9 protein-coding genes are annotated in these 13,025 nt (G+C 39.7%); 5 read left to right on the top strand and 4 right to left on the bottom strand.

The genetic code is table 11. The annotated features are described in order from the left end of the window. The first annotated feature begins 9 nt into the window (after positions 1-9). The gene (locus tag H5159_RS18875) at positions 10-1,692 is read left to right on the top strand and encodes an amidohydrolase (protein WP_182716791.1); all 1,683 of its coding nucleotides are present in this window, start codon (positions 10-12) and stop codon (positions 1,690-1,692) included. Between the two features lie 55 nt (positions 1,693-1,747). On the opposite strand, the gene H5159_RS18870 is transcribed toward H5159_RS18875, so the two are convergent. Beyond that, on the bottom strand, positions 1,748-2,587 hold the full coding sequence (locus H5159_RS18870; protein ID WP_002961652.1) for an HDOD domain-containing protein: 840 nt from the start codon (positions 2,585-2,587) through the stop codon (positions 1,748-1,750). Positions 2,588-2,883: 296 nt separating this feature from the next. Between H5159_RS18870 and H5159_RS18865 the strand changes: the two genes are divergently transcribed. After that, positions 2,884-4,584: a dipeptidyl-peptidase 3 family protein gene (locus H5159_RS18865; RefSeq protein ID WP_182747651.1), complete on the top strand. Its 1,701-nt coding sequence runs from the start codon at positions 2,884-2,886 to the stop codon at positions 4,582-4,584. 31 nt (positions 4,585-4,615) lie between these two features. On the opposite strand, the gene H5159_RS18860 is transcribed toward H5159_RS18865, so the two are convergent. Next, positions 4,616-5,020, bottom strand: coding sequence for an HIT domain-containing protein (locus tag H5159_RS18860; protein ID WP_165743397.1), 405 nt, complete (start codon positions 5,018-5,020; stop codon positions 4,616-4,618). Positions 5,021-5,131: 111 nt separating this feature from the next. On the opposite strand from H5159_RS18860, the gene H5159_RS18855 reads away from it, so the two are divergent. Both H5159_RS18855 and H5159_RS18850 read left to right on the top strand, forming a co-directional pair. Next, entirely contained in the window at positions 5,132-7,357 is a 2,226-nt protein-coding gene (locus H5159_RS18855; RefSeq protein ID WP_182780830.1) for a S9 family peptidase, read from the top strand. 142 nt (positions 7,358-7,499) lie between these two features. Further along, complete coding sequence (locus H5159_RS18850) at positions 7,500-9,137, top strand: methyl-accepting chemotaxis protein (RefSeq protein WP_182695734.1); 1,638 nt, start codon at positions 7,500-7,502, stop codon at positions 9,135-9,137. 71 nt (positions 9,138-9,208) lie between these two features. Here the strand turns inward: H5159_RS18850 and H5159_RS18845 are convergent, their stop codons facing one another. Then, positions 9,209-10,729: a leucyl aminopeptidase family protein gene (locus tag H5159_RS18845; protein ID WP_182780829.1), complete on the bottom strand. Its 1,521-nt coding sequence runs from the start codon at positions 10,727-10,729 to the stop codon at positions 9,209-9,211. A 129-nt stretch (positions 10,730-10,858) separates the two neighbouring features. Next, a complete protein-coding gene (dinB, locus tag H5159_RS18840; RefSeq protein WP_182769150.1) occupies positions 10,859-11,911 on the bottom strand; it encodes a DNA polymerase IV in 1,053 nt (350 codons plus the stop codon). Positions 11,912-12,591: 680 nt separating this feature from the next. Between dinB and H5159_RS18835 the strand changes: the two genes are divergently transcribed. After that, positions 12,592-13,020, top strand: a complete 429-nt coding sequence (locus tag H5159_RS18835; RefSeq protein ID WP_002958095.1) for a thioesterase family protein — start codon at positions 12,592-12,594, stop codon at positions 13,018-13,020. Positions 13,021-13,025: the final 5 nt, after the last annotated feature.

Genomic DNA, 13,025 nt, shown 5'->3' with positions numbered 1-13,025 from the left:
TAAGTAACCATGTCGCTCAAAAAAATAATCAAACCACTCATACTAGCCAGCCTTTGCGCTAGTTCTAGTTACACTCTTGCACAAACAAAAGTAATTTATAATGCCAACGGTTATACCCCTTTATATCAAGGTGAAGTACAGCAGTTTACTACCCTCGTTATTAAAAATGGCAAGGTAGTAAAACTAGGTAGCGATACACTTAAAGATAGCTACCCAGATGCCAAGCTAATTGACGCGCACGGTAATACCTTATTACCAGGCTTAATTGATGCTCATGGGCACGTTATTGGCCTTGGCGATAATTTATCGCAACTTGATGTACGCGGTGCAAAATCGGTTGATGAAGTAACGAATAAACTAAAAGTATTTGCCGATAACAAACAAGGTTGGATTATAGGGCGAGGTTGGAACCAAGAGCTATGGCCTGATACACGCTTTCCTACGGCTAAAGATTTAGACAAAGTAGTTAACGATCGACCTGTGGTGCTTTCTCGAGTTGATAGCCATGCCATTTGGGTTAATTCAAAAGCGCTCGAACTTGCAGGTATTACCGCCCAAACAAAAGCACCTGAAGGCGGTGAGATAATTAAAGACGAATTTGGCAACCCTACGGGTATTTTTGTAGACAAAGCAGAATCGCTAATTACACAGCATATGCCAGCCCCTTCAAAACAAGATATAAGTGACTCACTAGATGCAGCTGGTAAACATTTATTAAGTTTAGGCATTACCTCTACTCACGATGCAGGTATTGATAAAACCACATGGGAGGTTTACAAAGAGCGCGGCGACCTTGGTAATTTACCACTGCGTATTGTGGCAATGTTAAGTGGTGCAAGCCCTGATTTAGACACAATGTTAAAGGCAGGCCGGTACCACGACAAAAATGACTTTATGGAAATTCGCAGTGTTAAAGTTTACGCCGATGGCGCACTGGGCTCTCGTGGTGCAGCACTTATTGAAGAATATGCAGACAGACCTGGTCACCATGGTTTAATGCTTGAAACACAAGAGAAACTCGAAGCACTCTTTACACAAAGCTTTAAAAGCGGCTTTAGCGCAAATACTCACGCCATTGGCGACAAAGCAAATAAAGTAGTACTTGATGCCTATCAAAATGTGTTTAAAAAAACGGGCGGTATATTACTGCGAAACCGAATAGAGCACGCCCAAATTGTAACCCCTGATGATATCCCTCGCTTTAAAGCGTTAAAAATAATCCCTTCAATGCAGCCGGTACATGCCACTTCTGATATGCATATGGCAGAGCAGCGTTTAACTGAAAAACAACTAAGCGGCGCCTACGCGTGGCAAACATTTTTACAGCAAGGTTCGGTTGTTGCAGCGGGCTCTGATTACCCTGTAGAGCTTGCAAATCCATTTGATGGTTTGTATTCAGCCATTACACGCATGGATCATAACAAACTACCGGAAAACGGCTGGCGTGCAAGTGAAGTACTAAGCCGCGAAGATGCATTACGTGCATTTACTCTTGGCGGCGCCTATGCAGCTCATCAAGAATTTAAGGTAGGTAGTTTAGAAAAAGGTAAATGGGCCGACTTTATTTTAATTGATAAAGACTACTTTAAAGTGCCTCTTGAGGAGATCTACAAAACAAACGTACTGCAAACATGGGTAGCAGGAATAAAGCGATACGAAAAAACTAAGACAGAAAATACCACCGAAAAATAAAACTAAAAAAGGGTTAACGCAAGTTAACCCTTTTTGGTTGTGTAGGAAGGCACTTTTAGCTAAACATGTTTTTCACATCTTTTAGCATGTCGTTGTACTCATCACTTGTGAATAATTGCATAGACGGTATAACGCCTTTGTCTATATACGTTTGCAGCGCTGCAGACTTATCAGAAACTTGTAACGTGCCCTCTAAAATAGCCCCTACTCGAATAAAATCCACGTAACTAACTTTTTCAGGTTTGTAACTTGGGTCAGCCCAGCTCTGAGCTACATCAACAAACTCTTTAGGGAATTCCCACGCTTGCATAATAGATGAGCCAATTTTTCCACTCAGCTTTTGAATTGCATGAGCCAAAAAGCTTGGATTAGCAAATACCTCTGGGTGGCGCTCAGCTTCGGTTAAAATTGGTAATACACCAATATTATAAACAAGTGCGGCGAGTGTAATAGAATCACGATTTAGTGACGTGTGCTTACTATTTTTTAAATAAAATTCCATGAGTGATATTGAATGGCTAGCAACAGTTAATGTTTTTTGCCATGCCTTACCCATGTAGCCTTTAATTAGCTCATTATTTGATACAAATAATTGTTCCATAGCCATAGCTGTAGCAATGTTTTTAATTTGACGTAATCCAATACGAGTCACTGCTTGTTGTAAATTAGATACTTTTACAGAACGTCCCATAATCGCACTATTAGCTACTTTTATCATACGAGCTGAAAGCGCTGGATCTTGTGAGATTACATCTGACATTTGGATTAAATTCACATCTGGGTTATCTGCAGCTTGGCGAACCTTAATCGCTACTTCAGGTAGCGTTGGTAAAACCAACGTATCGTTATTTATTCTATCGACTAGAATCGTTAATAAAGCGTTTTCTGTAGACATAAAGCTGCCATCCTTTTGTGTTCAGCCTGTAAAGTAACTGCAAACTCAGGCAGTTAATTTTCGTATTAGTAATATAATTAGTATTGTCTAACTTACCGATAAAGTTAAGAAAATTATAGAAGTTTATTTTTATTTATAATGCTTTACCGCTCATGCTTGCCTTACAACGCCAAATACTTGCTATTTACCATTTAGTTTTGCTTTAATGCACTCACAATAAGGAAGCGTTTGTACATACTTAATATTTTAACTAAAGCAGTACAAATTATTAAACTTACTTTTTAACAGGCAATATAATGATCTTAAATAAAATTAGCCAAGCAATTATGCTCTCTGGTGTTGTTTTTCTTAGCGCATGTTCTGAACAAGCGCCGTCTTCTACCGACAACACAGCCGTAGAGCTTGCTCAAAAAAGCAGTGCACAGTCAGGCCCTAAGCTTATTAATGCAGATAAACAACGTTTAGATATTTACACCGACTTTAGCTTACAAAGTGATTTATTGCACTTAAGCGATAATCAACGAGCAATGGTTGCAAAGCTTATTGACGCTTCAAAAATAATGGATGAGTTATTTTGGAAGCAAGCATTTGGTGAAAATAAAGATGCTTTTTTAGCAAAACTAAACGATGAAAAAGTACGTAAATTTGCTGATATTAACTATGGTCCATGGGATCGTTTAAATGGTGATGAAGCATTTTTATCCAGCTATAAAGAAAAACCTCTTGGCGCACAGTTTTACCCTGCTGATATAACCAAAGAAGAGTTAAACAATGCAGACGTTGAAGATAAAACAGGGCTTTATTCTGTAATTAAGCGTGATGAGCAAGGTAAGCTTTACAGCGTGCCTTATTCAAAAGAATACGCTGATGAGCTTGCAAAAGCCGCTGATATTTTACGTGAAGCAAGCAAACTTGCTGACGATAAAGAATTTGCTAACTATCTAAACTTGCGTGCCGATGCTCTACAAAAAGATGACTTTCAAGTATCTGACTTTGCTTGGATGGATATGAAAAATAACCCAGTAGATGTGGTTATTGGTCCAATTGAAACTTATGAAGATCAATTATTTGGTTACCGCGCAGCTTATGAATCTTACGTACTTATTAAAGATTTAAAATGGAGCGAACGCTTAGCTAAATTTGCAGCATTTTTACCTGAGCTTCAAAAAGGCTTACCTGTAGATGCTAAGTACAAACAAGAAGTACCAGGCTCTGACGCCGACCTAAATGCATATGATGTTGTTTACTACGCTGGGCATTCAAACGCGGGAAGTAAAACAATAGCAATTAACTTACCAAACGATGAGCAAGTACAGCTAGAAAAAGGAACTCGTCGTCTGCAACTTAAAAACGCAATGCGTGCTAAATTTGATAAAATTTTAGTACCAATTTCAGAGCAGTTAATTGTACCAGAGCAGCGTAAACACATTACTTTTGATGCATTTTTTGCCAATACGATGTTCCATGAAGTGGCTCACGGTTTAGGTATTAAAAATACAATCACAGGTAAAGGTACTGTTCGTCAATCACTACAAGAACACGCAAGTGCACTTGAAGAAGGTAAAGCCGATATTTTAGGTCTATACATGATTGAACAGTTACTTAAAAAAGGCGAAATTACTGAAGGCACTATTGAAGATTATTACACGACCTTCATGGCAGGTATATTCCGCTCAGTTCGTTTTGGCGCATCAAGCGCGCATGGTAAAGCAAATATGATCCGCTTTAACTTTTTTGCTCAAGAAGGTGCTTTTTCTAAAAATGAAGAAGGCTTATACCGCGTTAATATGGAAAAAATGAGCATTGCAATGGCCAAGCTTTCTCGCTTAATTTTAACTCTGCAAGGTGATGGCGATTACGAAAAAGTAGATCAACTAATTGCAACGCATGGCGACATTAAAGAAGAACTTGCTAAAGACTTAGAAAAACTAAGTAAAGCTAATATCCCTGTAGATGTAACATTTAAGCAAGGTAAGGAAATACTAGGGCTTAAATAAGTTTAGTTAAACCCTAAAAAAGCGTTGCAGCTTATAACTGCAGCGCTTTTTTTAGCTCTGTGATTTGTAGATCTGTATAAGGCACTGCTGGGTGTTTACCCCATATTGGCGCAGGCCATGCAGCATCACTCGTAAAACGCGCAATATGATGAATATGCAACTGCGGCACCATATTACCTAAAGCCGCTATGTTTAATTTATCAGGTTTAAATACATCCATTAATAATTTACTTAGCTTGGCTGACTCTTTTAAATACACAATTTGATCATCCTCAGATAAATCAATTATCTCTTTTAAGTTAGCCTGCCTAGGCACTAATACAAACCACGGATACAAGCTGTCGTTCAATAAAAGTACTTTACACAATGGCCAATCGGCAAGTTCTATACAGTCGCGTTTAAGTTCTGGCGCTAGTTTAAATTCAGGGTGAGTCATTGCTATGTCCTACTTTGTCTTTGATAATCGCCACTTTATAGCATTTAGTTGCAGTTGCACACGCTTGGCTTTACCATCAAAGCAATATTTATAATAAGCTAAGGCAACCTTGTGCTAAAAAAAATAAAACACCTCTCACTAGCTATACCGTTAATGGTTGGCGCTATTAGTGTTCAAGCAAAACCTTTATCGCTGGAGCGAATTTTTGACGATCCGAGCCTTTCTGGTAAATCACCTGTACAACTTAAATTTTCGCCTGACGGCAGCCGTGTAACTTACCTACAAGGCAAAAGCGATGACTACAACCGCTACGATTTATGGGAATACAATCTAAAAGATAACACCAACCGTGTGCTAGTTGATTCGGCAAAGTTATTTTCAGGCCCAGAAAACCTATCAGATGAAGAAAAAGCACGCCGCGAACGCCAACGTATTTTTGGTAAAGGCATACTTGAATACAAATGGTCTAAAGATGGCAAAGCACTTTTATTCCCACTCAATGGTGACCTTTATTATTACGATTTAGCCTCAGCTAAAAGTAAAAAACTAACCGACACTGAAGCATTTGAAACCGATGCACGCTTTTCACCTAAAGGTAACTACGTATCGTTTATTCGAGAGCAAAACCTTTATGCTTTAGAGCTTGAATCAGGTAAAGAGATTCAGCTTAGTAAAGATGGCGGCGGCGTAATTAAAAATGGTATGGCCGAATTTGTTGCTCAAGAAGAAATGAGCCGTATGACAGGTTACTGGTGGTCAGGTGATGAAACTAAAATTGCCTATACCCGCGTTGACGAAACCCCTGTAAAAGAAGCTATCCGTAACGAAATTTACGCTGATGAAGTTAAATTATTTAACCAGCGCTACCCGTTTACAGGTACCGATAATGTTAAAATTCAACTTGGTGTCGTTAAGCTAAACGACCAAAAAGTAGATTGGATTGATTTAGGTAAAGATGAAGACATTTACATTGCACGCGCTAAATGGCTAAAAGACAGCAATACACTGTCGTACCAATGGCAAAATCGCTCGCAACATAAATTAGAACTGCGTTTTTATAACAGCGAAACTAAAGCCCAAAAAGTAGCGCTGACCGAAAACAGCGAAACGTGGATAAACCTACATTTTGATCTTGAGTTTTTAAAAGACAAAAAACACTTTGTATGGGCATCTGAGCGCGACGGCTTTAAACATTTATATCTGTATCGTACAAACGGTCAACTTGTTCGTCAAATCACCTCAGGTGACTGGGCTGTTGATAGCTTAAAAGGTATTGATGAGAAAAAAGGCATTGTTTACTTTGCCGGTCGAAAAGATACACCGCTTGAAAGCCATTTATACAGCGCGCCTTTATTTAAAAAAGGCGATGCCAAACGTATTACCGAAAAAGGTCAGTACCACAATGTTGTGCTAGCAAAAGATAATAAAACCTTTATCGATAATAGCTCGTCTGATAATAAACCAAACTCAGCAGCGCTTCGTAAAGTAAACGGTGAATTCATTACCTGGCTTGAAGAAAATAAGCTTGATAGTAACCATCCGCTTACTCCTTATTTAAGCGACTTAACAAAACCAGAATACGGTACAATTAAAGCCGATGATGGTCAAGTTATGCATTACCGTTTATTTAAGCCCAGCACCATTGCTGATGGCAAAAAGCACCCTGTTATTGTTAACGTATACGGCGGCCCGCATGCTCAACGAGTGACAAATAGCTGGCGCAGTAAAAACTTGTACTTTCAGTACATGGCGCAACAAGGTTATGTAATTTTTCAACTGGATAACCGTGGTTCGTACAACCGTGGTAAAAAGTTTGAAGATGCTATTTATAAACATTTAGGTGTGGTTGAAGTTGCCGATCAAATTAAAGGCGTAGAGTTTTTACGTACACTTGATTACGTTGATCCACAACGCATCGGTGTTTATGGCCACAGCTACGGCGGCTACATGGCGCTTATGACTATGTTTAAAGCGGGCGATTACTTTCAAGCCGGCGTATCAGGTGCTCCAGTAACCGATTGGGCTCTATACGATACACATTACACAGAGCGTTATTTAGGTCACCCCGATACAAATGCTAAAGGCTATGAAGACAGCGCAGTATTTCCATATGCTGATGGCTTAAAAGGCCCATTAATGATTTACCATGGAATGGCTGATGACAACGTATTGTTTACGCATTCAACTAAGTTGTTTAAACAACTGCAAGATAACGAAAAGCAGTTTGAAATGATGACCTACCCAGGCTCTAAGCACAGCCTACGCGGTAAACAAGTGCAAACACACTTACATCAAACAATTACAAACTTCTTTAATCGCCATTTTGACGTTAAATAAGCAAGTAAAGTAATAACAGACTAAAGGCTGATTGATAAATCAGCCTTTTTTTTGCATTAATAGGCGTTAAGCCTAGATTAAACTCTTTTTTTAGCTACGCTTATTCTATGCGCTAAAGCGCACACTTTTTGAGGATAAATGTATGCCTAATCTACGAAGTTTTAGTATATCCCAGCGTTTTTCACTGTTAATAGCCATCGTTGTATTTGGACTAATAATACTTAGTATATCGAGCCTAACTCATCAATATAGTTCGCTAAAAGACGAGCAATACATAAAAACACAAAATGTAGTAGAAACGGCGTACAGTATAATCGAGCACTATTATGCGCTTGAACAAGATAACACTCTCACTCAACAACAAGCTCAATCACAAGCACTTAATGCAATAAAAGCACTGCGCTACGACAAAACCAATTACTTTTGGATTAACAATTACCAGCCAACAATGGTTATGCACCCTATAAAACCTGCGCTTGATGGAAAAGATTTAACTAATAACAAGGACCCTGACGGCAAAGCATTGTTTGTTGATATGGTAAATATAGTTAAACGCTCTGGCGAGGGATTTATCCCTTATAAATGGCCAAAACCAGGTAAAGATAAACCGGTTGAAAAAATCGCATTTGTTAAAGGTTTTAATCAATGGCAGTGGATTATTGGCTCGGGTGTTTACCTTGATTCAATTGAAGAAGCATTTAGCGAGCAACGTAACCTTATAGTCATCAGTGCAATAATTATGATTATTGCTGTTATTTTACTTAGTTACTTTATAGGTAAGAGTATTTTAATACCGACTCGCTTAGCAGCCGATATGATGAAAGACATTTCTCAAGGCGAAGGCGATTTAACCCGTAAATTAAATGAATCCGGTAATGATGAAATATCTGAACTATCACGTTCATTTAATTTATTTGCTCTAAAAATGCGAGAGTCACTTGTTCATGTAGCACAAAGTGCAAACGATGTAAGCGAACATGCGCATACAGTTGACGACTCAAGTAGGACAAGCCACTCATTTATTGAGCTTCAAAACGATAGTTCAACCCAAGTTGCAGCTGCCATGGAGCAAATGACTCACCAAATACACGATGTGAGCCGTAACGCTGAAGCCGCAGAGCAAGCAGCTAAGGATGCAGCACAAAATGCATCAACGGGTAAAAATGTGGTTGCGCAAACAATTACAGCAATAGAAACACTCTCAAGCAACATTGAAACAGTCAGCCGTGTAACAGAAGATTTAGCCAACGAGAGCCATAATATAGGCTCTGTGCTTGATGTAATAAGAAGCATATCAGAACAGACAAACTTACTGGCATTAAACGCTGCCATTGAAGCAGCTCGCGCAGGAGAGCATGGTCGAGGATTTGCTGTTGTTGCAGATGAAGTAAGAACACTGGCCAGTCGTACAGGGCAAAGTACTGACGAAATTCAAACCATGATCACTAAACTACAAGAAGGTGCAAAAGCAGCAGTAGAAGCAGTTAAATCAAGCCAAGCACTTTCAGTTTCTACCGTAGAGCAGGCGTCATCAGCCAATACTTCACTTAATGAAATAGAACGACTTGTTTCAATTATTACCGAAATGAACAGCCAAATAGCACGTGCCACAGAGCAACAAACGCAAGCTGCCGACGAGGTTAATTTGCGTATTAATGAGCTATCTCAATCAACTGAGCAATCATTAAATAATACTAAGCAGCTTACCGATGCCAGTGATAACCTCAAACAAAGTAGCGAAGGTCTTTCGAGCGTAGTTAATCGTTTTAAATTAGATTAATCGATAGCGTTCTCATAAAATGCAAAAGCCCTGAATTAACAGGGCTTTTTTATTACATGTAAGTTTTTAGCTTACAAACAATAACGTGCAAACAAGCTCGTTACTGATGCAGCTGTTGGCTTACCATGCTGCCAATCACCGCCTTCAACACCGCTACCTGCTATATCCATATGAACATAAGGTAGAGGCTGTGCAGAGTCGTTACCGTGCTTATCAAGCCCACCAACAATAGCCATAAACGCCATAGGGAACTGATGTCCACGAGCAGTAACGGCAGATGCTGCGTTATTGCTAGATAAAACATCGTCAGCTAGCGTACGTGGTTTAATAAAGTCGTAGTCTTCACGGCGTGAACGCGATACTTCAGCGCCATCGGCCCACAAATCTCCAAGGTCAGCTATTTGACGTGAAACACCAGCACTACGAGCTGGACCATTTTCAACATACGCACCGTAAGGACCCATTGCGCGAGCTGCATGACCCGTTAATGTAGCTACAGTAAATAACGTTGGATTAACCTCACCTTTAGCTAAATCTTTCATTTCGCTAAGCAGGTCGCCCATTGCTAAACGCCCTTCTGCATCGGTATTACCAATACGTACACGAACACCTTCACGGCTAGTAATAATTTCATCTGGCACAAAACAATCTGAGCCAATAGAGTTACGAACAACAGCTAAGTACGAGACCACTTTAACGCCTTTAGGCTGATAATCAGCAACGGCTTTCATAAAGCCCGCAACAGAAGCTGCGCCGCCTTTATCACGGCTCATGCCTGCCATATGGCCGCCTACTTTTAAATCTGCACCGCCTGTATCGTATACAAGGCCCTTACCTACAAACATAAGTGTGCGAGTAATTTCGCCCTCTGGTACATATTCAAGCTTGACAACACGTGGGTGATGGCGCTCAACTGCATACGATGCGCGAGCAACTGTACTTAGCATTGGGTAGTTTTTATCAATAGCTGCAACATCATCAATTACGTCAACTGCAATGTTTGAGCCTTTAAACAATTCAACGCAGTAATCAGCAAAACGTGGGGGAGCCATACGCTCAGGTTCAGTGCCACACAGGTCACGCGCTGCATATTGGCCAGCTGCAATTGCATTAACAGCTTTAATAGTTTGCTCGCTTGCGCCAACTAAACCAATCTGTGTAATTGGTTCAATGCTTTCACCGTGATATTCACGCGCTTCTAATGGCTGCCATAAGGCTTGGCAAGCGCCTAAATAAGCAACTTCTAAAGCATGCTGATAACGGCTATCGCCATTTAAATTTGTTAAAAATAATGCAGGGTTAACACTGCCCGACGCTTTTGCTTCGTTAATTGCTAATTTAGCAGCATCAAAATAACGACGCACGTCATCGTAATCTCTATTTAACGGACCGGTTGGCGCAAGTACAACGCGCTTGTTTTCAATTACTAATAAAGTAACTTGCTTACCGATGCGAGAATCTACGTTTGCTTGAGCTAAAATAGCATCACGTAATGAGTTATTTGGTAACTGAGAAAAATCATTACTAATAATAATAAGCGCATCATGAGATGTGCATTCAAGGCTTGCACTAACCGCTTGAGGGTATGCCATAAATAAGGTCCTGTTAGAAAACATAAGCCCCTATTATCGTCGATTTAAATATCGAAGACCAGCAAGGAGCGATGAGCTAATCACATAACCTATCAATAAATGGCAACTTGGAGTTACAGGCTTTACAGCTTAATCGAGAATACTAAGTTGGAAGTTTTGCTCTGGCTCGTTTTTAATGCCAACGCCTATGCCAAGTAATCTTACAGGCTGTTGAAGCCCACGCTGGTAAGCCTTAGTAAGTAGTTGAACAAATATTTCTGTATTTAGCTCGTGATATACCTGATCGGCTGAGGTCACTACAAAATTTGCAAACTTCACCTTAACACTCAATTTATTAATACGGTTTTGTAACTGCTGTTTATTTAGCCTTAAAACTAATTCGTCTAACAACCTTGGCAGCTCATCTAAGCACTCTTGCAAACTTGTTTTGTTGTACTCGTAGGTATGTTCAACACTCAGCGATTTTCTTATACGATCTGTGGATACTTTACCAACATACTCACCTGCACATTTTTGATAAAGCGACACACCAAAATTACCCACATGTTGCTGCATCCAGTTAACGCCTTTTTCACGTACATCCTTGCCAGTATATAAGCCTTTTAAATTTAGCTTTTCGAGCGTTACTTTGCCCACTCCTGGAATTTTCCCCAGCGGTAATTGCGCTAAGAAGTCATCAACCTCATCAGGCAAAACAACAAATTGACCATTCGGTTTATTTTCGTCACTGGCTATTTTGGCAATAAATTTAATCGGTGCGATACCTGCTGATGCAGTGAGCCCTGTAGCATTGTAAATATCGGCTCTTATTTGCTGTGCAATAAGTGTGGCACTGCCTTTACAAGCGGTGCTGTCTGTTACATCTAGGTAGGCTTCGTCTAAAGAAAGGGGTTCAATTAAGTTTGTATAGCGGCTAAATACTTCACGTATTTGGTTTGAAGCTTCTTTATATACAGCCATGCGCCCTGGGACAATAACTAAATCGGGGCATAATTGTTTAGCATGATAGTTCGACATAGCCGATCGCACGCCATACTCTCTAGCTATATAGTTAGCGGTTGAGAGCACGCCTCGTCGGCTATTGCCTCCAATAGCAAGCGGTACACATGCAAGTTTTGGATTATCTCGCATTTCTACTGCTGCATAAAAGCAATCCATGTCTATGTGAATAAACTTCTTCATCACCACAATAATAACTGGTTATTTATACAGTCATTATTATAGAATCAAATGTGATAAGCAAGCCTAGGGCCTGTTTATCTTTCGAGGTTAAATTTGCAGCAGTATGTTTGGTATTTAGGCAAGGCAGAGCCTATGTAGTGTGGTTATTCCCCATAAATAGGCGATAACGTAGCACAAATGCCAAACATACGCTGCCCGAAGGGTTCTGCCTAGGGGCAATTTACTCTTTGTTGCTCGGTTTTTACTTAGCCCACTAGGTCACAAACCTCGCGCCGCGATTAAATAGCCCCTAGATTGAACAAATTTTAATCCTGAAAGGTCAACAGGCCCTAGTTAACTATTAAAAAAAGTGTTTATTGTCCTCCGTTCTCTTATAACCACGTAGCCAATACATAACCTCAAATAAAAATCCTGCCAACATTAAAATGATAGCGCCAGATTCATTCCCCATCGCGTAACAGGTAAAAGAGGCTATAAAAACCAAACAAGCTAAGGACCAATTAATTATATTCTGCATATTATTACCTTTGTGTGTGTTTTTGTGTGTCTGTGTAATTTAACTGTAGACCTAAAATTAAACAGGTACAATCATCTTATAAAAAAAACATGCCATTAATTACCTTGAGCTCGTAACACCATGTTGATAATCTAAGTACTTTAAAATCAAGGGCCAATAAATAATGCAAACGTTTAAAGATCAGCACCCTATTCATACCGATATCACCGTAGCATGGGCTGATATGGATGCGCTACAACACGTAAATAATGTAGTGTATTTACGTTACTTTGAAATAGCCCGAATCGACTTTTTAAATAAAATAAATCTGTTCGACACAATAAGCCCAAACGGTGTGGGCCCAGTAATAAGCGAAAATAACGTTCGCTATAAACGCCCAGTAACTTTTCCCGACACACTCACTGTAGGCGTTACAATTACAGATCTTAAAACAGATCGCTTTACCATGAACTACACCGTTTACAGCCATGCGCAAAAAGCAATAACGACTACGGGTGCATCTAAAGTTGTAATGTTTGATTTTACTACAGGGCAAAAAGCCCCAATCTCCGAGCCTCTTTTATCGGCTTTAATCAGCCATGCTCAAAACTAATTTAG

The organism is Pseudoalteromonas sp. SG43-1, from assembly GCF_014164415.1.
GTDB lineage: Bacteria > Pseudomonadota > Gammaproteobacteria > Enterobacterales > Alteromonadaceae > Pseudoalteromonas > Pseudoalteromonas distincta.
This window is presented reverse-complemented; position numbering and strand designations above follow the sequence as displayed.